The sequence below is a fragment of the Mesorhizobium sp. genome, from assembly GCF_017306585.1.
Taxonomy (GTDB): domain Bacteria; phylum Pseudomonadota; class Alphaproteobacteria; order Rhizobiales; family Rhizobiaceae; genus Mesorhizobium.
This window is the reverse complement of sequence record NZ_JAFKIC010000131.1, coordinates 11,936-35,395: the sequence shown is the minus strand read 5'-3', so window position 1 is coordinate 35,395 and position 23,460 is coordinate 11,936. Positions and strand designations below refer to the sequence as shown.

The window sequence follows — 23,460 nt, the reverse complement described above, 5'->3', positions numbered from 1 at the left end:
CATCAATTGCCACCCTTGTATTTGGCGGCGAGCGCCTTTTCCTTGTCGAGGTCGATCCACCAGGAATCGGGGTCATAGCCGCCATAGGCGGGCTGCTTGTCCGGAATGCCGAATTTGTCCCAATAGGCGATCCAGATCGCCGAGCGATAATATTGCGGCACGACGTAGAAGTTCCACAGTAACACCCGGTCGAGCGCATGGGTGGCGGCGACGAGATCCTCGCGATCGGTGGCGAAGATGACACGGTCGACCAGCGCGTCGACGGTCGGGTCCTTGATGCCCATCAGGTTGCGGGAGCCGGGTTTGCCTGCAGCCTGCGAAGTCCAGAAGTCGCGTTGCTCGTTCCCAGCCGAATCCGATTGCTGGAAGATCGAGGTGGTTACGTCGAAATCGAAATTGGTGATGCGGTTGATGTATTGGCTTTGGTCGACGATGCGCAGCGTGGCATCGATGCCGATCTTGCGCAGATTGGCGATATAGGGGCTCGAGATCACCTCGTCGGTATCGTACCAGCCCAGGATTTCGAACTTGAACGGCTCGCCGGTCTTGGCATTGACCATCTTGCCGCCCTTGATCACCCAGCCCGCTTTGGCGAAAAGGTCGATCGCCGCCTTCAGGTTCTTGCGCTCGGCCATTGGCGAATCATAGACCGGCAGCTTGAATTCCTGGGTGAACAGTTCCGGCGGCAGCTTGTCGCGATACTGGTTCAGGATCTCCAGTTCCTTGCCTTGCGGCAGCCCGCTGGAAGCGAGTTCCGTTCCCTGGAAATAGCTCGTCGTGCGGGTGTTGTAGCCGAAGAACAGCGTGCGGTTCATCGTTTCGAAATCGAACGGATAGGTCAGCGCTTCGCGCACGAGGCGATCCTGGAACAGCGGCCGCCTCTGGTTCAGCACGAAGGCCTGCATCGGCTGCGGCGAGTGGCTGTCGAAACTTTTCTTGATGACGTCGCCGGCCTTGATCGCCGGGAAATCATAGCCCGTCGCCCATTTTCGCGAGCTGTACTCGCGGTTGAGGTCTTCCAGGCCGCCCTTGGTGAAGGCGAGCCAGGCGGCGTTATTGTCGAGGATATAGGTGAAGCGCTGCGTATCGAAATTCTCGCGGCCCACCTTCACCGGCAGCTTCGCCGCCCAGTAGTCCGGCACGCGCTGCCAGACGATCTCCGAGCCCGGCTTGAAGGAGGCGATCTTGTAAGCCGCCGATCCCAGCGGGATTTCCAGCGTCGGCTTGGTCACGTCGCGCTTCTTGCCGTTGGCGTCGGTGCCTTCCCACCAATGTTTGGGCAGCACGACGAGATCCCCCATGATCTTCGGCAGTTCGCGGTTGCCCTTCTGGTTGAAACGGAATTCGACCTCCCGGTCGGAGACGGCGACCGCGTCGGTGACGTTTTCGAAATAGCGGCTGTATTGCGGGCTGTTTGCCTTCAGCACCTGAAACGACCAGATCACGTCGTCGACGGTGATGGGCTGACCGTCATGCCATTTGGCGCGCGGGTCGAGCCGGTAGGTGGCCGAGGAATAGTCGGCGGGGTACTTGTAGGCGTCGGCAACCAGCGGATGGCTGACGCTGCCCTCGTCGGTCGCCTGCTCCATCAGCGTGTCGTAGAGCAGCCCGCCGCCAAAACCGACAAGGCCCGCCGCCGGCGATCCCTGCACGACATAGGGGTTGAAGCTGTCATAGGTGCCAAGCAGCACCGAATTGAATGTACCGCCCTTGGGCGCGTTCGGGTTGACGTAGTCGTAGTGCTGGAAATTGTCGCCGTATTTGGATTCGCCGATTAGCGAGGAGGTGGTGCGCCATTCATCGGCCCGGGCCGCCTGCAGCCCCGCCGCCAGCAGGGCCGCCGCCAGCAGTGACTTGAGAAGCGTTCGGCCAACCGTCATGCACTCTCCTCTTCGCGATGCGCTCCACATCATCCGGAACGCGATCCTAGATGATTTGGCGCTCGTGAAAACCGCAATGCGCCGGCTTTGTCGCCGCACCCGGTATTTTCCCAACAAAAAAGCCGGGCTGAACCCGGCTTTTTCAAGGTCGTGGCGACGATGCCAGTCTATTTGGCCGGCGCGGCCGGAGCCGGTGCCGCAGGAGCCGCGGGCTTGGCCGGTGCGGCGCCATCGGCGGGCTTGGCGGGGGCCGAGGCGTCGGCGGCGGCACCTGGCGCCGGCAGCGGCTTCGGATTGTCCGACAGCGTGCGCAGATAGGCGATGACGTTGGCGCGGTCCTCGTCCTTGGGCAGGCCGGCGAAGCCCATGGCGGTGCCCTTCACGAATTTCTTCGGCGAGGTGATGAAGTGGTTGATGTTGTCATAAGTCCACTTCTCGGTGCCGCCCTTGGAGAATTCCTTCATGCCGGCCGAATAGGCGAAGCCCTCATGCTCGGCGACGGGACGGTCGACGAGATCCCAAAGATCCGGGCCGACCTTGTTGGGGCCGCCCTTTTCGCCGGAATGGCAGGCCTGGCACTTCTTGAACACGGCCGCACCCGCCTCGACATTGGCTGTCTGCAGGAGATCGGCGATCGGCTTGGATTCGGCGGCAGGGGCTGCGGCGCCGCCTTCGGCGGGCTCCGCGGCCACGATCTCGAAGCCGGGCTTTTCCGGGGCGGGCGATGCAAACAGCGCGTCGGACACGAGCCCGACCGAGAAAACGACGAAAACGGTTCCGAGCAATCCGGCGAGCAGTTTGTTGACTTCGTTGGAATCCATTCGCCCCTTGCTCCCTTTTCCGGCGGACTGATCCGTCCATCCGTCCGTCGGTATCCAGCCCGGCCTCCAGAGCCGGTCAAATCGGGCGGAAACTAGGTCTTTTGCTCGGGCGTTGCAACACCTATAAGGACGCTTCCAGTGAGACCTTTTGCCACTTTTCCCCTCCTCTTTCGCAACGCCTTGCCAGACCGATGTCCACCTTGATCCTGATCCCGGCCCGCATGGCCTCCACGCGCCTCCCGGGCAAGCCCCTGGCTGACATATCCGGCGCGCCGATGATCGTCCATGTCGCCCGCCGCGCGGCCGAGGCCGGCCTCGGCCGGGTGGTGGTGGCGACGGACACTGAAAGCGTGGCGCAAGCGGTGCATGCGCACGGTTTCGAAGCCGTCATGACCCGCGTCGACCATGAATCGGGCTCCGATCGCATCCACGAGGCGCTCCTGGCGCTTGATCCTCGTGGCGAGGTCGACACGATCGTCAATGTGCAGGGCGACCTGCCGACCATCGACCCCGCGATAATCGCAGCTTCGCTGAGGCCGTTCGAGGACAGAGCGGTGGATATCGCCACGCTTGGCGTGGAAATCGTCCGCGACGAGGAAAAGACCAACCCCAACGTCGTCAAGATCGTCGGCTCGCCGCTGTCGGCCACAAGGCTGCGCGCGCTCTATTTCACCCGCGCCACCGCGCCTTGGGGCGAGGGCGCGCTTTACCATCATGTGGGCCTCTACGCCTATCGTCGTGCTGCGCTGGAACGCTTCGTGGCCCTGAAGCCGTCGCCGCTGGAGCGCCGCGAGCGGCTGGAGCAGTTGCGGGCACTGGAAGCCGGCATGCGCATCGACGCTGAGATCGTCCAGTCGCTGCCGCTTGGCGTCGACACGCCGCAGGACCTGGAACGCGCCAGGGAAATCCTTTCAAACTGAGATATCAGCATGCCTGAAAAGACCAACAGAATATCCTTCCAAGGCGAGCCCGGCGCCAATTCCGACACGGCCTGCCGCAATGTCTATCCCTCGATGGAGCCGTTGCCGTGCCCGACCTTCGAGGACGCGTTCAACGCCGTCGAGACCGGCAAGGCCGACCTCGCCATGATCCCGATCGAGAACACCATCGCCGGGCGTGTCGCCGACATCCACCACCTGCTGCCGGAATCGCGGATGCACATTGTCGGCGAATATTTCCTGCCGATCCATTTTCAGCTTATGGTGCTGCCCGGCGTCAAGCGCGACGAAATAAAGACCGTGCACACGCACATCCACGCGCTTGGCCAGTGCCGCAAATATATCAGAAAGAATGGCTGGAAGGGTGTGGTTGCCGGAGATACGGCGGGTGCCGCCAAGATGGTCTCCGAGGTCAAGGATCGCAGCATGGCGGCGCTGTCGCCGGCGCTGGCCGCGAAGCTCTATGGGCTCGATATCATCGAGGAGAACGTCGAGGATACCGATTCCAACGTCACTCGTTTCGTTGTCCTGACCAAGAGCAAGCAGTGGGCGGAGCGTCCGTCAACTGACGTCAAGATGATGACCACCTTCATCTTCCGCGTCCGCAACGTGCCGGCCGCGCTCTACAAGGCCATGGGCGGCTTCGCCACCAACGGCATCAACATGACCAAGCTGGAGAGCTACCAATTGGGCGCTTTCACCGCGACGCTGTTCTACGCCGACATCGAGGGCCATCCCGATGACCCGCTGGTCAAGCTGGCGCTCGACGAACTGCGCTTCTTCTCACGTGAAGTGCGCATTCTTGGCGTCTATCCGGCCAGCCAGTCGCGCGAGCAGTGGAAGGTCGCGGATTAGCGTCATCCCCAGTTGGGATGGGATCCACCTGAACTTTCAGCCGAAACCCAGCGGCACGTAGTCGATCTCCATGAATTTCTCGACTTCGGGCACCCAGCGGTCGCGCACGAAAGCGACGTGGTCGGGATGGTCGTTGTACCTGGTGTAGGCGGCCTGGTCGGCGAACTCCATCGAAAAGCCGAACTGGTAGTCGTTCTTCGGGCTGATCTGCCGCAACTGCTCGAAATGCGTGACGCCCTTGATCCCTGTGAGGATCTTCTTGGCGTCGTGTAAAAACCGCTTGGTCTCCAGTGAGTGCGGCGCATGCTTCAGCGTGAAGACGACGGTGTGACGGATCATTTCTCGGCTCCTATTGGCTGTCGACCCAGGCACGGATGAGGTGATGCGCGATGGCGCCTTTCGGGGGCGTGACCAGATTGTCCTTGTGCGTTCTTTCCAACATGGAGCGCACCTCGTCGCGGAAAAACCAGCGGCAGTCCTCCAGCTCGTTGAGGTCGGCCTGGATGTCCTCGTTGAGCGGCTCGCCGAAGCAGCCGATCATCAGCGAGTAGGGGAACGGCCAGGGCTGGCTCGCATGGTAGACGACGCGGCCAAGACGGATGCCGGCTTCCTCCAGCGTTTCGCGCCGCACCGCCGCCTCGATCGTCTCGCCGGGTTCGATGAAGCCGGCCAGCGCCGAATACATGCCCGGCGCGAAATGCCGGCCGCGCCCGAGCAGGCATTTCTCCCGGGTTGCAGTCAGCATGATCGCCACCGGGTCGGTGCGCGGAAAATGCTCGGTGCCGCAATTCGGGCAATGCCGCTTGTAGCCGCCGGCGCGCATTTGTGACTGGGTGCCGCATTTACTGCAGAAGCGGTGACTTGCATGCCAGGCCATCAGCGCCGCCCCTTGCGCCATCGCGCCGGCAGCCGCTTCGTCGATCAGCCCTTGCATGTACACAGAACGGTAGTCGATCGCCTTGACCGTTTCAGGCAATTGCTCTGCATCGATGCCGGCCAGAACCGCGACCACCGGTCCGTGTTCGGAAAAACCGAGCAGCACGCCCTGGTCGAAGGATGGTTTGAAAGGTTCGCTCTCGGCGACGCGGTACCAGGGGTCGAAACCACCATCGCCTGATTTCAGGTAGAGCCGGCCGCCATTCATGAGAAGCAGCCGCGTCCTCGGATCGGCCAGCGCCTTGTCGACCGAATCGTCGGCACGGTTCTCGGATTGCCGGTCGATCGTGTTGCCGGCAAAACCGACGAACTGGCTCGGCTCGCGCAGCGGCGCGTCAAACAGGCGAAAGCTCATATGGTTTCTGGTGCTCTGGGATGGACACGTTCGGAATGGACACGGCGAAGGCTTATAGCGCCGCCCGGATCGTTTCGGCAAACCGGTAGAGGTCGGACCGCTGATAGGGTTCGCGCAGGCCATGGCCCCACACCGGGCCGGGCCAGCCTGGATCATGCTCCGAGCGGGCAATGACATGGATGTGGAGCTGGCGGACGATGTTGCCCAGCGCTCCAGTGTTGATCTTGGTGCAGCCGGTCACCTTTTTCAGCGCCTGCGCCACCATATTGGTCTCGAAGGTCAGCATCGCCTGGTCGAGCGGCGTCATGTCGTGAATTTCCTCGGCACCCGGCCGTTGCGGCACCAGAAGCAGCCACGGCCAGCGGCGGTCGTTCATCACCCGCAATTCGCACAGCCCAAGCCACATCAATTGCTCGCTGTCCGCCTCCAGACGGGCATCCAGCATGAATCCGGCCTTCAGGCCCGGCAGCATCGGCGTTTCCTTGCTTTTCTTGGTTTCCTCAAACTCATGAACGCTAGAGCGGAGGCACGGGGGCTGCAAGCGAATCATTGTTCCGCTCACGGTTTGGTGCGGCAAATCTCGTGTGCACTTGCATTTCACGGCCGAATTGCCGATATGGGGGCCGGGAGGTTGGTGGTGGACGATCCACTCGCCAACCGGGTCAGGTCCGGAAGGAAGCAGCCCTAACGAGCCCGGAACGGGTCATTGTTCCAGCCTCCCACCTCATTGCCACCCCGCGACATTGACGACGCATTGCTGCGCGGGCGAAACTATGCGCAGGAATGAGCGCCTTCGGGCGCGGCCTTTTGGAGCTTTACGGGCGAATGAGCGAAGCCGGGAATTCGGGCCCAGAAAACCTGGAGAGGCAAAAGGCCGGCGCCTACCGCGTTCTGGCGCGCAAATACCGTCCTTCGAATTTTTCCGAGCTGGTCGGCCAGGAGCCGATGGTGCGCACCCTCACCAACGCCTTTGCCACCGGCCGCATTGCCCAGGCGTGGATGCTGACCGGCGTGCGCGGTGTCGGCAAGACCACCACGGCCCGCATTCTGGCGCGGGCGCTGAATTACAAGACATCAACGGTCGATCAGCCTTCGGTCGATCTCTCCGTGCCGGGCGAACACTGCCAAGCGATCATGGAAGGCCGCCATGTCGACGTGATCGAGATGGACGCCGCCTCGCACACCGGCATCGACGATATCAGGGACATCATCGAACGTGTCCGCTACGCCCCGGTCTCGGCCCGCTACAAGGTCTACATCATCGACGAAGTGCACATGCTGTCGACGCAGGCCTTCAACGGCCTGCTGAAGACGCTGGAAGAGCCGCCGCCGCACGTCAAGTTCATCTTCGCCACCACCGAGATTCGCAAGGTCCCGATCACCGTCCTGTCGCGCTGCCAGCGTTTTGACCTGAGGCGCATCGATGCCGGCGCGCTGGTCGCGCATCTCTCGGCGATCGCCGGCAAGGAAGGCATTTCGGTCGATGATGATGCGCTGGCGATGATTGCGCGCGCCGCCGAAGGCTCGGCGCGTGATTCGCTCTCCATCCTCGACCAGGCGATCGCCCATGGTGCCGGCTCAGTCAGCGCCGAAGCGGTGCGGGCGATGCTGGGCCTCGCCGATCGCGCGCGCATCGTCGATCTGTTCGAATATGTGATGAAGGGCGATGTGGCGGCAGCCCTTGCCGAATTCCGCGCGCAATACGACACCGGCGCCGATCCGGCCGCCGTGCTCACCGATCTTGCCGAGTTCAACCATCTCGTCACCCGGCTGCGTTTCGTGCCGACCGCCATGGACGATGCCTCGCTGTCGCAGGACGAGCGCCAGCGCGGCGCCGATTTCGCCGGTGCGCTGTCGGTTCGCGTGCTGTCGCGGACCTGGCAGATGCTGCTCAAGGGCATTCCCGAGGTGCAGTCCTCCAATCGCCCGGTCAGTGCAGCCGAAATGGTGCTGATCCGGCTGGCGCACGCCGCCGACCTGCCGACGCTGGACGAGGCCTTGCGGTCGCTCGAGGGCGCTGCGCCGGCTCAGGCCGGCTCACCGCGTCCCAACGGGACGTCAGCCGGGCCTGGCAATGGCGCCGGCGCCAGCGCGGTGGCGCAGACGCGCATGCCGGCCGGATCGGGCGGCGCGCAGACCATGCGGCTGGTCGAGGCCGCGCCTGCCCCGGCCGCCTTCGTCGCGCCGCCTGCGCCCGTGCCTGAAGTGCCGCAGGTTACCTTGAAGTCGCTGGCCGACATCGTTGCCCTTGCCGACGCGCAGCGCGACATCGCCCTCAAGGTGCTGATCAAGCGCTGCATCCGTCCCGTGCGTATCGAGCCTGGCCGCATCGATGTCAGCCTGACCAATGACGCGCCCAAGATGCTGCTCAACGAGCTGACCACCAAGCTGCGCGCCTGGACCGGCCGCAGCTGGCTGGTCTCGTTGTCGAAGGAAGAGGGCGGCCAGACGCTGTCCGAGATGGAATCGACCAAGCGCGAGAACGCCTTCCTCGATGCCAAGAGCGATCCGACCGTTGCCTCCATCCTGGCGCGTTTTCCCGGCGCCAAGATCATCGACGTGCGTATTCCCGACGCGCCGGAGGCGGATGCGGCCGAGGCCGAAGCCGAAGTGCCGGTCGAGCCGCCGGCCGATGACGACGAACCCTGACATTACAGCACCAATCCGCAAAGGATCCGACCATGAAAGATCTTCTCGGCCTGATGGGCAAGGCGAAGGAAATGCAGGCCAAGTTCCAGGCCATGCAGGACGAGATCGCCACGGTCGAGGCCGTGGGGCAGGCCGGAGGCGGCCTTGTCAGCGTGACGCTGAGCGGCAAGTTCGACATGAAGTCGCTCAAGATCGACCCGTCGCTGTTCAAGGAGGACGATGTCGAGATTCTCGAGGACCTGCTGCTTGCAGCCCACAATGACGCCAAGGCCAAGGTCGAGCAGATCATGCAGGAAAAGACCAAGGCGCTGACCGCGGGCCTGCCGATCCCGCCGGGAATGAAGCTGCCTTTCTGACGTCCCTCGCACGGAACCGTGCTTGAGGACAGGTTGAAGGCAGTGGCAACGCGCCCATGATCGACGAACCGTCGGAAAGACTGATCGAACAGCGTATCCGCAACAGGCTCTTCGAGATCCTGGAAATCCTGGCCGATTGCGATGCCGGCGTCGATATTGTCGGCATTAAGGGCTACTTCAACCTGTTCGAGGACTTCGTGCACCGGCCGTCGATCGAGGCCGGCTCGTCGGCGCTTTCGAAGGAGGAGCGAGACATCGTTCTGGAGATCGCCGAGTTCCTCGAGGCCGCCTCCGAGACAAATCCCGATTTCACCAAGGCCGAGTTCATCGACAGCGACTGGCCGGGCAAGATCGGACCGACGGCCAGGGCGGCGCGTGCGCTCTTCCTCCGGCGCGGCCTCTTCTCCGAGAAAATCGAAGAGAGCGAGCCCGGTCAGCCGGCTGCGATCACGGCCGGGCGGTAGGGTTGTTCCAGGGAAGAAACGGGCCGGCTGCCGCAATTGCGGCGAAACCAAGAGAGGGCCATCATCGCCTTTGTGAGACGATGGCGCGATCTATCTGGAAAGTCACGATTTGTGTCTATTCGGTAACAGTTCATCACTAATAACGTTTTAGCCATCATTTTGCCCGAAAGTGTCTCATTCTTGCCGCAGCCTGGGGCGGGCATGAAGTGAGAGGGTAGCCTGTTGATCGTCACGCGATGGAAGACGCCGCTGTTGCTCGGCGTCGTTACGTCTCCCTTGTTCCTGGCTGCCTGCAGCCAGACCACCTCGCACGGCATGTCGGTCTCCAGCCTGACCGACGCCATCACGCCGAGCTTCCTGACCTCGCGTGCCTCCAGCCATACGCCGAAGGACCGGGAGTGCCTGGAACGGGCGATGTTCTTCGAATCCAACCGCTCGAGCCGCGACGGCATGATCGCTGTCGGCACCGTGGTGATGAACCGTCTGCGCTCCGGCAACCATGGCAGCACCATTTGCCAGGTGGTGGGCGAGCCGGGCCAGTTCGCGCCCGGCGTCATGACCCGGCCGATGAATTCGCGCGCCATGCCCGATGTCGAGGAGGCCGCCGACGCGGTGCTCAGGGGCGAGCGCAAGGCCAAGCTCAAGAACACCATGTATTTCCACACCGCCGGCCTGCATTTCCCCTACAAGAACATGCACTACACCATGGTTGCCGGCGGCAATGCCTTCTACGAGAAGCGCGGCCGCAACTGGCAGCCGCTGCCGGATGAGCCGACGGTCGCCATCGCGTCCGCCGGATCCGAGATCGTGAAGCCGTCCACGCCGGTAACGATGGTTGCCTCGGCCGAGCCGGTGCGCTCCGCCAAGGCCGCCCGCAGCGCTCCGGCGCAACAGGTCTTCATGACCGCCGCCGCGCAGCCGGCACCGCGGGCCAAGACGAAGATCGCTCCTGCCCAGGAGGTCTACGAGACGGCATCCCTGGCGCCCACGGCGAAGTCCGGCCGCGTCCAGGCAAAGCAGACTTTGGTGGCGATGCAGGAGCCGATGGAGGAACCGGATGCCGCCCGTTTTGGCGGGACCTTGAACACGAAGGTCATCTCGTCCGTGCAGGGTCAGCCGCAGGAAGCGGCGATGGGCTTCCAGTCGACGCCCGAGAACACCGACGCCATCGCTGCCATGATCGTCAGCCAGGGCCGTCCGCTCGAGGCCAATTGATCCGTTTCCTACGATCCGTCATGGCAGCATGACGGATCGCGCATGGACGGAAGATGTTTCAAAGCGCACTGAAAAATCCTAGATCAAGGCGATGTCCAAGCGAATCGCCGGTCCCGAGATCGAACGCCTGATCCAGCTCCTGGCCAAGGTGCCGGGGCTTGGGCCCCGTTCGGCCAGGCGCGCGGCGCTCCACCTGATCAAGAAGAAGGAGCAGTTGCTCTCGCCGCTGGCCGCGGCCATGGGCGAGGCCGCCGATAAGGTGCGCATCTGCTCCACCTGCGGCAATGTCGATACGTCGGACCCCTGCATGATCTGCACCGATCCGCGCCGCGATGCCGCGACCCTGATCGTCGTGGAGGATGTCTCGGACCTCTGGGCGCTGGAACGGGCGGCGGCGATGAACGTGCGCTACCACGTTCTCGGCGGCACGCTGTCGCCGCTCGACGGCATCGGTCCCGACCAGCTCAATATCCGCTCGCTGATCGACCGTGTCGCCGGCGGCGAGGTCAAGGAGATCATCCTGGCCGTCAACGCCACTGTCGAGGGCCAGACCACGGCACACTACCTCACCGATCAATTGTCGGGTTTCGAGGTGAAGGTGACGCGCCTGGCGCATGGCGTGCCGGTTGGGGGTGAGCTCGATTATCTCGACGAAGGCACGCTGGCTGCGGCGCTGCGCTCGCGGACGGCGTTTTGAGGCGATTGGGGACCTTGGAAATGACAGCATTCCTTCGCGGCTTTTCCAACTTCGTATTTCTTCTGCTCACGCTATTCAGTGTCTTTTTCACTGTCCCCGCCCACGCCGCCAAGATCGACGACCAGTTCCAAACCTGGCTCCAGACCGACCTCTGGCCGGAGGCCAAGGCGAAGGGCATCTCAAAGACAACCTTCGACGCCGCCTTCAAAGGCATCAAGCCGAATCTGAAGCTGCCGGACCTCGTCATGCCCGGCGAGAAGCCGAAGACGCCGCAGAAACAGCACCAGGCCGAATTCGGCTCGCCCGGAGCCTATTTCGCCGAGAAGACGATCGGAGCGGTGACGGCAGGCGGCCGGGCGCGCGAAGCGGCCAACGCGAAGACACTCGCCGCACTCGAGAAGCGTTACGGCGTGCCGGGCGAGATCCTTCTGGCGATCTGGGGCCGCGAGACCGGCTTCGGCGCGGCGAAGATGCCATACGATGCCTTCGAGGTGCTGGGCACCAAGGCGTTCATGTCGACGAAAAAGGATTTCTTCCGCACCGAATTGCTTGCCGCGCTCGAAATCGTTCAGCGCGGGCTGGCTCCTGTCGGCGCCATGAAATCGTCCTGGGCCGGCGCGCTCGGCCAGCCGCAATTCATGCCGACGTCTTTCCTGAAGCACGCCGTCGCCTTCGACGGTGGCCGGCCCGACATCTGGAACTCGACGCCCGACGTTCTCGCCTCGATCGCCAATTATCTCGTCCATTATGGCTGGGTGAAGGGGCGCGGCTGGGGTTACGAGGTGACTGTGCCTCAGGGCGTGTCGTGCTCGCTCGAAGGGCCGGACCAGGGCAAGACGATCTCGCAATGGGCGGCGATGGGCATCAAGCGGGTCGGCGGCAAGCCGTTTCCGGCGAGCGAGCTGAAGGCGGAAGGCTTCCTGCTGATGCCGGCCGGACGCAGTGGGCCGGCCTTCATCGCCACGCCGAATTTCTATGTGCTGAAGGAATACAACACCAGCGACCTCTACGCCCTGTTCATCGGCCATGGCGCCGACCGCATCGCCCATGGCGACCAGAATTTTTCCGGCAAATGGGGTCCGGTCGGCGATCTCCACCGCTCCGACATCGCCGCCCTCCAGCGCACGCTGGAAGCCAAGGGCTATGATGTCGGCAGCGCCGACGGCCTGCCAGGCTTCAAGACCCGCCGCTCGATCGGCAAGTGGCAGGAGAAGAACGGCCAGGCCGCGACCTGCTTTCCCGATGCCGGTCTCGTCGCGGCGCTGAAATAGCGCTGAAATCAGCAGGATTTTCTCGATTCCATGCCTTGATTGGCATGCCTGTGCGTCGACGCGCCACCGCTCTGTCTGCTCCGATAAGCCATCGCTGAAATGCTCGTTGCCCGCCACCGGGCCGCCGGATATGCTGTTGACCAATTGGACAAAAACCACGACGGTACGTGGTCAACAGGGCCGTTGCCGGCCTTGAAAAGAACACCGCAATCCTGAGCCGGGAACTCAGGTCAACAAAACAGGGAACAATCGCCATGATGATGGAAAAGCTTGCTCTACGATCCCGCATCTTGCTTGCGGGCGCCGCCATGTCCGCGCTGCTTCTGGCCGGCGCGCCGGCCGGCGCGGTCACCCCCGCCGACACGCTGGTCGAAGGCTTCGCGATCGACGACATCATTTCCATGGATCCGGGCGAGGCGTTCGAGCTGTCGACCGCCGAGGTCACCGGCAACACCTACGACCTGCTCGTCCGTCTCGATCTCAGCGACACCTCCAAGGTCAAGGCCGATCTCGCCGAGAGCTGGACTGTATCGGACGACGGGCTCACCTATACGTTCAAGCTCAGGCCGGGCCTGAAATTCGCCTCGGGCAATCCGATCACGGCGGCCGATGTCGCCTATTCGTTCGAGCGCGTCGTCAAGCTGGACAAGAGCCCGGCCTTCATCATCGAACAGTTCGGCATCAGCGGCGACAACGTTGCCGACAAGGCCAAGGCCGTCGACGACACCACCTTCCAGTTCACCGTCGACAAGGCCTATGCGCCGAGCTTCGTCTTGAATTGCCTCTCGGCGACGGTCGCCTCGGTCGTCGACAGCAAGCTGGTCAAGGAGCATGTCGTCAAGGCCGCGCCCACCGCCGACTACAAATGGGGCAACGACTTCGGCAATGCCTGGCTGAAGACCGGCTATGCCGGTTCCGGCGCCTACAAGCTGCGGGAATGGCGAGCCAATGAAGCCGTCGTCATGGAGCGCAACGACAATTATTACGGCGAGAAGGCGAAGCTCGCTCGGGTCATCTATCGCAACATGAAGGAAAGCTCGGCCCAGCGCCTGGCGCTCGAGGCCGGCGACATCGACGTCGCCCGCAATCTCGAACCGAACGACCTCGACGCCATCGCCAAGAATGCCGACCTCGTCACCACCAGCGCGCCGAAGGGCACCGTCTATTACATCAGCCTCAACCAGAAGAACGCCAACCTCGCCAAGCCCGAGGTTCGCCAGGCGTTCAAATATCTGGTCGACTATGACGCGCTGGGCTCGACCATCCTCAAGGGGATTGGCGAGATCCATCAGACCTTCCTGCCCAAAGGCGTGCTGGGCGAACTCGACGGCAATCCGTTCAAGTTCGACGTCGCCAAGGCTAAGGAACTGTTGGCCAAGGCCGGCTTGGCCGATGGCTTCAGTGTGACCATGGACGTACGCACCGGCCAGCCGACCACCGGCATGGCGGAATCGATCCAGCAGACGCTCGGCCAGGCCGGCATCAAGCTGGAGATCATTCCCGGCGACGGCAAGCAGACACTGACCAAATACCGTGCCCGCAACCACGACATCTATATCGGCCAGTGGGGCCAGGACTATTTCGATCCGAACTCCAACGCCCAGACCTTCGCCTCTAACCCGGACAATTCGGATGCGGGCAAGAGCAAGACGCTCGCCTGGCGCAATGCCTGGGACATTCCGGATCTGACCAAGGAGACGGAAGCGGCATTGCTGGAGAAGGATTCGGGCAAGCGCGCCGACATGTACAAGGATCTGCAGCAGAAGATTCTCGACACCAGCCCCTTCGTCATCATCCACCAGCAATTGGAAGTCGCCGGACTGCGCAAGAACCTGAAGGGTTTCGCGCTCGGCCCGAGCTTCGATACCAATTTCGTCGGGCCGGTCTCGAAGGAATAGCATCGGCGGACGCCGCGCGTGAGCGTAGCTGAAAACCAGGTGGCGGCAGGGCGCGGCAGCGCCCGTGCCGTTGCCGTCGCGTCCGCTGTCGGCCGCTTTCTGATCGTCGCGGTCACGACCTATCTCGGCCTGCTGGCGGTGACCTTCTTCATCGGCCGCGTCATTCCGATCGACCCCGTGCTGGCCGTGCTTGGCGACCGGGCGCCGACGGCCGTAGTGGAGCGCACGCGCCGCGAAATGGGCCTCGACCTGCCCTGGATCGAGCAGTTCTACATCTATGTCAAAAATGCCCTCAGCGGTGATTTCGGTACCTCGGTGCTGACCACAAATCCGGTCATGACCGACATTCGCCGCGTCTTTCCGGCCACCATCGAACTCGCAACGCTGGGCACCATCATGGGTGCGGTTATCGGTGTGCCGCTCGGCGTGCTGGCTGCCGTCAAACGCGGCAGTCTCATCGACCAGGTCGCGCGCATCGTCGGCCTGATCGGCTACTCCGTGCCGATCTTCTGGCTCGGCCTGCTCGGGCTCGTGCTGTTCTACGCCAAGCTGCAATGGGTCGCCTTTCCGGCGCGGCTCGACGTCGTCTACGAATACACATTTACCCCGATCACCGGCTTCTACCTGCTCGACGCGGCCATGCAGGGCCAGTGGGATGTGTTCTGGGACGCCTGGCGCCACATCGTCCTGCCGGCGTCGCTGCTCGGCTATCTCTCGCTTGCCTATATCAGCCGCATGACGCGCTCCTTCATGCTCAACGAGTTGTCGCAGGAATATATCGTCGCCGCGCGCGCCAAGGGTCTGTCGGAACGGCGCATCATCTGGGGCCACGCGTTGCGCAATGCCGCGGTGCCGATGGTCACCGTTATTGCCCTGTCCTACGCCAACCTGCTCGAAGGTTCGGTGCTGACCGAGACCGTGTTCTCCTGGCCGGGCATCGGGCTCTACATCACCAATTCGCTGCAGAATGCCGACATGAACGCGGTGCTTGGCGGCACCATCGCCATCGGCTCTGTCTTCATAGGCATCAACCTTCTGTCCGACCTGCTCTACCGGCTGCTCGATCCAAGGACGAAATCGACATGAGCGCCGCCGTCCAGAGCCGTCGCGACTGGCTGCTTAGCGACCGGCCGGCCTCGCGCGCCCAGGCAAGGCTCGGCCGCGCCTATGTCGCCTGGCGGCGCTTCACGGCCAATCGGTTGGCGGTCGTCGGCCTGCTCATCATTCTGGCGCTGGTGGTGGTTGCCGCCCTTGCCGATGTGCTGGCGCCCTATTCGCCGACCATCGGCGACCTGAAGAACGCGCGCCTGCTGGCGCCTGGCGCGGCACACTGGTTCGGTACCGACGATCTTGGCCGCGACATCTATTCGCGCATCGTCTACGGCTCGCGCTGGACGCTCTATGTCGTCATCCTGGTCGCCATCATCGCCGCTCCCATCGGGCTGCTTGTCGGCACCGTTGCCGGCTATGCCGGCGGCTGGACCGATGCCATCCTCATGCGCGTCACCGATATCTTCCTTGCCTTCCCCAAGCTGGTGCTGGCGCTGGCTTTTGTCGCGGCACTTGGACCCGGCATCGAGAACGCTGTGATCGCCATCGCCATCACGTCGTGGCCGCCTTATGCGCGTATTGCCCGCGCCGAAACGCTGACGGTGCGCAACTCCGACTACATCAAGGCGGTGCAGTTGATGGGCGCCTCGCCCTTCCGCATCGTGCTGCGCCACATCATGCCGCTCTGCATCTCCTCGCTGATCATCCGCGTCACGCTCGACATGGCCGGCATCATCCTTACCGCCGCCGGCCTTGGTTTCCTCGGGCTCGGCGCACAGCCGCCGCTGCCCGAATGGGGCGCCATGATCGCGTCGGGCCGCCGCTTCATCCTCGATCAATGGTGGGTGGCCGGCGCGCCGGGCGGCGCTATCCTCATCGTCAGTCTCGGCTTCAACCTGCTCGGCGATGGGCTGCGCGACGCGCTCGATCCCCGGAGCGGCGACCAATGAGTGGCGACCGATGAGCGCTCTTCTCGATGTCGAGGACCTGCGCGTCACCTTCCCGACCCGCGTCGGGCTGGTCGAGGCCGTGCGCGGCGTTTCGTTCTCGCTCGGCCGCGAGCGGCTGGGCATTGTTGGCGAGAGCGGCTCCGGCAAGTCGCAGACCGGCCGCGCCATCATGGGGCTGACGCCGCCGCAGGCCAGGATATCGGCCAAGACATTGAGCTTCGACGGCATCGACCTGCTGGCCGCCTCGCCGCGCGAACGCCGGGCGCTGCGCGGCAACCGCATCGCCATGATCCTGCAGGACCCGAAATACTCGCTCGACCCGGTTATGAGCATCGGCCGCCAGATCGTCGAGACCTTGCGCACGCATGAGAAGGTCTCCAAGGCGGAGGCCCGCGAGCGGGCGCTCGCCATGCTGGAGGCGGTGCAGATCCGCGATCCCAAACGCGTCTTCGACCTGCATCCGCATGAAGTCTCCGGCGGCATGGGCCAGCGCGCCATGATCGCCATGATGCTGATCGCCGGGCCGGAAATGATGATTGCCGACGAGCCGACCTCCGCGCTCGATGTCACGGTGCAGCTCGAAGTGCTCGGCATCCTCGACAGGCTGGTCAGCCAACGCGGCATGGGGCTGATCTTCATCTCGCATGATCTGCGCCTGGTCTCTTCCTTCTGCGACCGCGTGCTCGTCATGTATGCCGGCAAGGTGGTCGAGCAGCTCAAGGCCTCCGAACTCAGCCAGGCTCAGCATCCCTATACGCGCGGCCTGCTCAACTGCATGCCCAGGATCGATGCCGACCGGCATCCGCTGCCCGTGCTCGACCGCAAGCCGGAGTGGGCGGCATGACGTCAGCGATATCAGTCGACAGGCTGGAGGTGATCTTCGACCGGTTTCGCGCGCTGAAGGGCGTCAGCCTCGACGTGCAGCCGGGCGAATCCTTCGGCTTGGTCGGCGAGAGCGGCTCCGGCAAGTCGACGCTGCTCAGGGCGATCGTCGGGCTTGCGCCGGTCGCCTCGGGCGGCATCGCCGTCAACGGCAAGACGCTCGGCCCGCGCCGCGACAAGGCGTTTTACCGTGAAGTGCAGATGGTCTTCCAGGACCCCTACGGATCGCTCCATCCGCGCCAGACGGTCGATCGGCTGTTGCAGGAGCCGCTTGCCATTCACGGTTTCGCCGACAGCGAAAAGCGCATCGAACGCGCGCTGGACGAGGTCGGTCTCGGCAAGGGGTTCCGTTTCCGCTATGCGCATCAATTGTCGGGCGGCCAGCGCCAGCGCGTCGCGATTGCGCGAGCGCTGATCCTCGAACCTTCGATCCTGCTGCTCGACGAGCCGACATCGGCCCTCGATGCCTCGGTCCAGGCGGAGGTGCTGAACCTGCTGGAGGAAGTGCGACGGCGGCGCAAGCTCACCTTCCTGATGGTCAGCCACGACCTCGCCATCATCACCCACATGTGCGAGCGGCTGATGGTGATGCAGAACGGCGGGACGGTGGAGAACCTGGCAGCGAGCGATCTTGTCGAGCGCCGCGTCACCAAGGATTATACGCGCAACCTGCTGCGGGCGAGTGATGGGTTTGTGAGGGTGTAGCAGGCTGCCAGCGTCGAGTTCCTTCGCGCCCCCCTCTGTCCTGCCGGACATCTTCCCCACGAGGGGGGAGATCAGCGGTTTCAGCGCCACGCACACTATTCAACGCTGAAGATTGGCGAAGGCCGCGATGACAGCCAATCTCCCCCCTTGTGGGGGAGATGTCCGGCAGGACAGAGGGGGGCGCGACAGAACTCGACCTGTCTTAAGTTTCGGCAACAACGGCAGGTGCTTGGTCGCTCTCTTTCGGCTCCTTGATCCGGAACCACGTCACATAAAGCGCCGGCAGGAAGAGCAGCGTGATCGCGGTGCCGGCGATGATGCCGCCCATCATGGCGTAGGCCATCGGTCCCCAGAACACTTCGCGCGCGATCGGGATGAGCGCCAGGCTGGCGGCGGCCGCCGTCAGCGCGATCGGCCGCATGCGGTGTTCGGTGGCCTCTATGACGGCTATCCAGCGGTCCTTGCCCTCGCGCACGAGATCCTCGATCTGCACGATCAGGATCACCGAATTGCGGATCAGGATGCCGATCAGCGCCAGCACGCCGAGTATCGCGACGAAGCCGAGCGGCGCGCCGCTCGGCACCAGGGCCGCCACCACGCCGATCAGGCCGAGCGGGGCAACCGCCACCACCAGGAACAGCCGCTGGAAGCTCTGCAGCTGCACCATCAGGATGGTCGCCATGACGAACAGCATCAGCGGCACCACGGCCGCGATCGGCCCCTGGCTCTTGCCGCTTTCCTCGACCGAGCCGGCGGTCTCGATGGAATAGCCCGGCGGCAGCTTGGCGATGAAGGCCTCGACCGACGGCTTCAGTTCGTTGACGACGGTCGCCGGCAACACGTCGCCGACAAGGCCGGCGCGCACGGTGATTGTCGGGATGCGGTCACGCCGCCACACCGTCGGCTGCTCGAGATCGTAGCGGAAATTGGCGACCGCGGCGAGCGGGATCGCCTCGCCGGTGCTGGTCGGCAACTGCATGTTCTGCAGCGTCTCGATCGAGCCGCGCTCGGCATCGCGCGAGCGCGCCACGACGTTGATGAGATAGGTCGCGTCGCGCACCTGCGTGATCGTCGCTCCGCCCACCGTGCTGTTCAGCGCGCTGGCGATGTCGGAGGACGTGATGCCGAGTTGGCGCGCCTTGTCCTGCAGCACGTCGACCCTCAGCACACGCTGCGGTTCGTTCCAGTCGAAGGTCGGCGCGGCGAGTTTCGGATTGGCCGAGATGATGCCGGCGAATTGCTGCGCCAGTTCCCGCACGGTCTGGATGTCGGGGCCGCCGACGCGATACTGTACGGGGCGGCCGACCGGCGGCCCGAGCTCCAGCGGCTTGACGAAGGCGTCGGTGCCGACGAACTCCTCGCGCAGCAGCTTCTCCAGCGCCGGCTTCACCCGGTTGCGCGCCTCGATGCTCTTGGTGACGATCACGGTCTGGCCGAAATAGGGATTGGCCGGCTGCACGTCATAGGCCAGCACGAAGCGCACCGCGCCCTGACCTATGTAGGACGAGAAATGGTCGATGTCGGGATTGCCGACCAGCGCGCGCTCCTCGAAGCGCTCCATCTGGTCGCGCGTTTCGGCGATCGAGGAATTCTGCGGCAGGTTCCAGTCGACGATCAGTTCCGGCCGGTCCGACGGTGGGAAGAACTGCTGCTGGACGAGGCCGAAGCCGGCGATAGAACCGGCGAACAGAAGCACCGTCACGATGATCGTCAGCCAGTGGCGGCGCACCGACAGGACCAGTATGCGCCGGAACAGGGAGGTGAAGCGTCCCGGCTGGTCGTGATGCTTGGTCTTCATCGTCGCCGGCAGGATGGTGACGCCGAGCAGCGGCGCGAACAGCACCGCCACGATCCATGATACAAGCAGCGAGACGGCGATGACGACGAACAGCGTGAAGGTATATTCGCCCGCAGCACTCGAATTGAGGCCGATCGGGATGAAGCCGGCGACCGTTACCAGCGTGCCGGTCAGCATCGGGAAGGCGGTCGAGGTGTAGACGTAGGTCGCCGCCTTGCGCAGGCTGTCGCCGACCTCCAGCCGCGCCACCATCATCTCCACCGCGATCATCGCGTCGTCGACCAGAAGACCGAGCGCGATGATCAGTGCGCCGAGCGAAATGCGCTGCAGCGAGATGCCGAGATACTCCATCACGGTGAAGGTGATGGCCAGCACCAGCGGGATCGACAGCGCGACGACGAAGCCGGCGCGCATGCCAAGGCTGATGAACGACACCGCGAGCACTATGGCAACAGCTTCGAACAATGCGCGCGTGAAGCCCGAGACGGCTTCCTCGACGATCACTGGCTGGTCGGCCACCAGATGCACGCCGACGCCGACCGGCAGGTCGGCAAGCACCTTCTCCATCTCCTTGTGCAGCGCCTCGCCGAATTTGAGCAGGTTGGCGTTGGGCTTCATGCCGATGGCGAGACCGATCGCGTCCTGGCCGTTGAAGCGGAACAGCGCCGTCGGCGGGTCGGCATAGCCGCGCGTGATCGTCGCCACGTCGCTCAGCCGGAAGAAGCGATCGTTGACGCGCAGGTTGATGGCGCGCAGGCTTTCCTCGGATGTGAACTGGCCGCCGACGCGCACGCTGATGCGTTCAGGGCCGGATTGGATGACGCCGGACGGCGTGATCGCGTTCTGGGCCTGCAGGCTGGCGACGATCTGCTGCTGGTTGAGGCCGAGTGCTGCGATCTGGCGGGTCGAGAATTCGAGGTAGATCGCCTCGTCCTGCGCGCCGACCAGATCGACCTTGCCGGCATTGGGCACGGTCAGGATCTTGGTGCGGACATCCTCCACATAGTCGCGCAGCTGGCGCGGCGTCAGCCCGTCTGACGTGAAGGCATAGATGTTGCCGTAGACATCGCCGAAGCGATCGTTGAAGAACGGTCCCTGCACGCCTTGCGGGAACTGCGCCTTGATGTCGTTGACCATGTTGCGCACCTGAAGCCAGTTCGGCACGACGTCGCGCGCTTTGGTGGTGTCCTTCAGGTTGACGAAGATGACGGTCTGGCCGGCTGTGGTGACCGACTTGGTGTAGTCGAGGCTGTCGAGTTCCTCGAGCTTCTTCTCGATGCGGTCCGTGACCTGTTGCACCGTCTCCTTGACCGAGGCGCCGGGCCAGTTGGCCTGGATGATCATGGTCTTGATGGTGAAGGCCGGGTCTTCCTCGCGGCCCAGATTGAGATAGGAGAAGATGCCGGCCACGACGAAGACCAGCATGAAATACCAGACCATGGAGCGGTGGTTGAGCGCCCAGTCGGAGAGATTGAAGCCCTTCATCAGACGCCGCCCTCCGGCACTTTGACTTTCTGACCTTCGCTGAGGCTGTGGACGCCCGCGGTGACCACGCGCATGCCGGCCTCGAGGCCCGTGGCGACCGTGAAGGTGCCGCCATTCTTCGCCGCGACGGTGATGTCGCGCGTGCTCACGCTCGATGTCTGCGGATCGACGATCCAGACCTTGGCCGAGCCGTCCTTTTCGAGCAGCGCCGAGATCGGCAGTTCGATCGTGGGTGTGACCTTGGTCATGCGGGTGGCCGTCACCGTCGAGCCCAGCCTGAAGGCCTGCGGCGGATCGGTCAGCGTCAGCTTGACACGCCGCGTGCGGGTCGAACCCTCCGACTGCGGCGCGATCTCACGCAACTTGGCCTCGGTCTGGATTGTCGGCAGCGATTGCAGGATGACCTGGAACGGGGTGCCTGGCGCAAGATCGCCAGTCAACTGGTCGGGGATGTCGACCACCGCTTCGCGCAGGTCCGAACGCGCCACCGTGACAACTGTCTGCCCGGCCGCGACCGTCTGGCCAACCTCGGCGCCGACAGCGGTGACGACGCCGTCGAAATCCGAAAACAGCCTGGCATAGCCCAGTTGTTCCTGCGACTTGGCCAGCGAAGCCTTGGCCCGCTCGACGCTGGCTTCCGCGGCCTTGCGAGCCTGTTGCGCGGCGTCGAAGACGGATTGCGGCGTGTTGGCCGAGGCGAGCAGCTGGCGTTGCCGCTCCTCGCTGGCGGCGGCATTGGCGAACTGCGCCTCGGCGTTGGAGAGTTCCGCCTTGGCCGCCTGGACGGCCAGTTCCAGCGCGGTCGGATCGAGTGCGGCGATCGTCGTGCCCTTGGTAACGATGTCGCCGACCTTGACGTCGCGCGAGACGACGCGGCCGAGCAGGCGGAAGGCGAGGTCGGCACTGACCTGCGGCTCGACGGAGCCGGCGAAGCCGAAGGTCTGCGTGGTGCGCGGCTCGACCACGACCGACAGCACGGGACGGATGATCTCCGGCGGCCTTTCCTCCGATTTCGAACAGGCGGCGAGCGCGCCAAGCGCCGCAAGGCCAAGCAGGACAGGCAGCACCCGGTTCATTGCGCCGCTCCCGATATCTCGACTGTCTGGCCGGGGCTGAGCAATTGCCCGCCGGCGGTGACCACGCTCTGGCCTTCATTCAGGCCGCTGGCGATGACGACGGTGCCCGAATCGAATGCCAGCACCTCGACCGGCGCCGTCGACACCGCCTTGGTCGAGGGATCGACGACCCAGACGGCCGGCTTGCCGGCGCTCGACGTCAGCGCCTGCCAGGGCAGCAGGATCGCCTTTGCCGGCTTGGCGCTGACCGAGCCGATGACGGCCGCCCCCAGCGGCATGCCGGCGGGCGTGTCGGCAATGCCGACCTTGACCCTTATCGAACCGGAGGCCTGGTCGACCGCCGGCGAGATTTCGCGCACCTTGCCGGTTGCCCTGACTTGCGGATCGGACAACAGCGTGATCGTCACCGCCGGCGAGGCCGGCGTCTTGGCGACCAGCGTCTCCTGCACGTTGAACACCGCGTCGCGGTCGCCGTCCTCGGCGACGGTGAAGACGGTTTGCGCCGCCTGCACGACCTGGCCGGTTTCGACCTGACGGGCGGTGATGACGCCGGCGGCCCCGGCCTTGAGCTCGGTGAAAGACAGATTCTGCTGCGCGTTGGCAAGCGCGCTTTGCGCGGCGTCGACACTGCCTTGCGCCACTTTCAGCGCCTGGTCGGCCGCGTCATAGTCGCGCCTTGTGGTGAAGCCCTGCGCAAGCAGCGTCTTTTGCCGCTCGAAAGTGGCCGAGGCCTGGGTCAGTTGTGCCTGCGCGGCGTCAAGGTCGGCCTGTGCGGAGCGCAGATCGGATTCCTGCTCCTGCGGGTCGATGCGCGCAAGCACCGCGCCCTGGTCGACATGCTGGCCGATCTCGACAAGCCGCTCGGCGACGCGGCCACCGACCCGGAACGACAGATTGTTCAGCGTGCGCGCCGCGATCACCCCGGTCAGCGAGGTTCTCGGCGCATAGTCGGCGATTGCCACCGTCTGCGTGCGTACCATGATCGGCAGTTTCTTGGCCGCCGCTTCCTGCTTCTGGCAGCCGGCCAGCACCAACAGTGCCGCGCAGGCGGATATCGCGATCGGGAAGGACAAAAGACGGGAGAATCTGACGGATGGCGGCGAGACGGACGATGTCGCGTACCTGCTCATGGACTCCTCCAACCGCGGGCTTCTCGCTCGTCGCGATGCTTCGCGAACA

Annotated in this window: 21 protein-coding genes and 1 other RNA gene; 14 read left to right on the top strand and 8 right to left on the bottom strand. The window is 64.1% G+C overall.

Annotated elements, in window-relative coordinates; genetic code table 11:
* Positions 1 to 2: 2 nt before the first annotated feature.
* Both J0I79_RS12810 and J0I79_RS12805 read right to left on the bottom strand, forming a co-directional pair.
* Positions 3 to 1,880 carry an extracellular solute-binding protein gene (locus J0I79_RS12810; RefSeq protein ID WP_292858613.1) on the bottom strand — a complete coding sequence of 626 codons (1,878 nt, stop codon included), beginning with the start codon at positions 1,878 to 1,880 and terminating at the stop codon, positions 3 to 5.
* Between the two features lie 167 nt (positions 1,881 to 2,047).
* Positions 2,048 to 2,701: a cytochrome c family protein gene (locus tag J0I79_RS12805; RefSeq protein WP_292858610.1), complete on the bottom strand. Its 654-nt coding sequence runs from the start codon at positions 2,699 to 2,701 to the stop codon at positions 2,048 to 2,050.
* 191 nt (positions 2,702 to 2,892) lie between these two features.
* On the opposite strand from J0I79_RS12805, the gene J0I79_RS12800 reads away from it, so the two are divergent.
* On the top strand, positions 2,893 to 3,621 hold the full coding sequence (locus J0I79_RS12800) for a 3-deoxy-manno-octulosonate cytidylyltransferase (protein ID WP_292858608.1): 729 nt from the start codon (positions 2,893 to 2,895) through the stop codon (positions 3,619 to 3,621).
* Between the two features lie 9 nt (positions 3,622 to 3,630).
* A complete protein-coding gene (locus J0I79_RS12795) occupies positions 3,631 to 4,494 on the top strand; it encodes a prephenate dehydratase (protein WP_292858606.1) in 864 nt (287 codons plus the stop codon).
* 36 nt (positions 4,495 to 4,530) lie between these two features.
* Here the strand turns inward: J0I79_RS12795 and J0I79_RS12790 are convergent, their stop codons facing one another.
* Genes J0I79_RS12790 through J0I79_RS12780 form a run of 3 tightly spaced genes read right to left on the bottom strand, consistent with a single transcriptional unit; the run spans position 4,531 to position 6,257 of the window.
* A complete protein-coding gene (locus J0I79_RS12790) occupies positions 4,531 to 4,833 on the bottom strand; it encodes a Dabb family protein (protein ID WP_292858603.1) in 303 nt (100 codons plus the stop codon).
* Between the two features lie 10 nt (positions 4,834 to 4,843).
* Positions 4,844 to 5,785, bottom strand: coding sequence for an NAD(+) diphosphatase (gene nudC / locus J0I79_RS12785; protein WP_292858600.1), 942 nt, complete (start codon positions 5,783 to 5,785; stop codon positions 4,844 to 4,846).
* 52 nt (positions 5,786 to 5,837) lie between these two features.
* On the bottom strand, positions 5,838 to 6,257 hold the full coding sequence (locus J0I79_RS12780) for an HIT family protein (RefSeq protein WP_292858597.1): 420 nt from the start codon (positions 6,255 to 6,257) through the stop codon (positions 5,838 to 5,840).
* A 154-nt stretch (positions 6,258 to 6,411) separates the two neighbouring features.
* Here J0I79_RS12780 and ffs point away from each other — a divergent pair.
* The 12 genes from ffs to J0I79_RS12720 all read left to right on the top strand — a co-directional run bounded on the left by ffs (position 6,412) and on the right by J0I79_RS12720 (position 17,922).
* An RNA gene (gene ffs / locus J0I79_RS12775) (signal recognition particle sRNA small type) lies at positions 6,412 to 6,508 on the top strand.
* A 102-nt stretch (positions 6,509 to 6,610) separates the two neighbouring features.
* Positions 6,611 to 8,434, top strand: a complete 1,824-nt coding sequence (locus tag J0I79_RS12770) for a DNA polymerase III subunit gamma/tau (protein ID WP_292858594.1) — start codon at positions 6,611 to 6,613, stop codon at positions 8,432 to 8,434.
* Positions 8,435 to 8,466: 32 nt separating this feature from the next.
* The gene (locus J0I79_RS12765; protein WP_292858591.1) at positions 8,467 to 8,790 is read left to right on the top strand and encodes a YbaB/EbfC family nucleoid-associated protein; all 324 of its coding nucleotides are present in this window, start codon (positions 8,467 to 8,469) and stop codon (positions 8,788 to 8,790) included.
* Positions 8,791 to 8,846: 56 nt separating this feature from the next.
* A complete protein-coding gene (locus tag J0I79_RS12760) occupies positions 8,847 to 9,254 on the top strand; it encodes a hypothetical protein (RefSeq protein WP_292858588.1) in 408 nt (135 codons plus the stop codon).
* Between the two features lie 222 nt (positions 9,255 to 9,476).
* Positions 9,477 to 10,469: a cell wall hydrolase gene (locus tag J0I79_RS12755; protein ID WP_292858584.1), complete on the top strand. Its 993-nt coding sequence runs from the start codon at positions 9,477 to 9,479 to the stop codon at positions 10,467 to 10,469.
* A gap of 91 nt (positions 10,470 to 10,560) precedes the next feature.
* Complete coding sequence (gene recR, locus J0I79_RS12750) at positions 10,561 to 11,166, top strand: recombination mediator RecR (protein ID WP_137929379.1); 606 nt, start codon at positions 10,561 to 10,563, stop codon at positions 11,164 to 11,166.
* A 20-nt stretch (positions 11,167 to 11,186) separates the two neighbouring features.
* Positions 11,187 to 12,437, top strand: a complete 1,251-nt coding sequence (locus J0I79_RS12745; RefSeq protein ID WP_292858580.1) for a lytic murein transglycosylase — start codon at positions 11,187 to 11,189, stop codon at positions 12,435 to 12,437.
* Positions 12,438 to 12,694: 257 nt separating this feature from the next.
* Complete coding sequence (locus J0I79_RS12740) at positions 12,695 to 14,335, top strand: ABC transporter substrate-binding protein (protein WP_292858645.1); 1,641 nt, start codon at positions 12,695 to 12,697, stop codon at positions 14,333 to 14,335.
* Between the two features lie 18 nt (positions 14,336 to 14,353).
* Positions 14,354 to 15,421, top strand: a complete 1,068-nt coding sequence (locus tag J0I79_RS12735) for an ABC transporter permease (protein WP_292858577.1) — start codon at positions 14,354 to 14,356, stop codon at positions 15,419 to 15,421.
* Positions 15,418 to 16,335 (top strand): nickel transporter permease, encoded by a 918-nt coding sequence (gene nikC / locus J0I79_RS12730; protein ID WP_292858574.1) that lies wholly within the window; start codon positions 15,418 to 15,420, stop codon positions 16,333 to 16,335. Before J0I79_RS12735 ends, nikC begins: the two co-directional genes overlap by 4 nt.
* A 10-nt stretch (positions 16,336 to 16,345) precedes the next feature.
* Positions 16,346 to 17,179 carry an ABC transporter ATP-binding protein gene (locus J0I79_RS12725; protein WP_292858571.1) on the top strand — a complete coding sequence of 278 codons (834 nt, stop codon included), beginning with the start codon at positions 16,346 to 16,348 and terminating at the stop codon, positions 17,177 to 17,179.
* Complete coding sequence (locus J0I79_RS12720) at positions 17,176 to 17,922, top strand: ABC transporter ATP-binding protein (RefSeq protein WP_292858568.1); 747 nt, start codon at positions 17,176 to 17,178, stop codon at positions 17,920 to 17,922. The genes J0I79_RS12725 and J0I79_RS12720 overlap by 4 nt, the downstream gene beginning before the upstream one ends.
* Positions 17,923 to 18,124: 202 nt before the next feature.
* Here the strand turns inward: J0I79_RS12720 and J0I79_RS12715 are convergent, their stop codons facing one another.
* The 3 genes from J0I79_RS12715 to J0I79_RS12705 are packed head-to-tail and all read right to left on the bottom strand — an operon-like array spanning position 18,125 to position 23,411.
* On the bottom strand, positions 18,125 to 21,205 hold the full coding sequence (locus J0I79_RS12715) for an efflux RND transporter permease subunit (RefSeq protein WP_292858564.1): 3,081 nt from the start codon (positions 21,203 to 21,205) through the stop codon (positions 18,125 to 18,127).
* Positions 21,205 to 22,281: an efflux RND transporter periplasmic adaptor subunit gene (locus tag J0I79_RS12710; protein WP_292858561.1), complete on the bottom strand. Its 1,077-nt coding sequence runs from the start codon at positions 22,279 to 22,281 to the stop codon at positions 21,205 to 21,207. The genes J0I79_RS12715 and J0I79_RS12710 overlap by 1 nt, the downstream gene beginning before the upstream one ends.
* On the bottom strand, positions 22,278 to 23,411 hold the full coding sequence (locus tag J0I79_RS12705) for an efflux RND transporter periplasmic adaptor subunit (RefSeq protein ID WP_292858558.1): 1,134 nt from the start codon (positions 23,409 to 23,411) through the stop codon (positions 22,278 to 22,280). The genes J0I79_RS12710 and J0I79_RS12705 overlap by 4 nt, the downstream gene beginning before the upstream one ends.
* Positions 23,412 to 23,460: the final 49 nt, after the last annotated feature.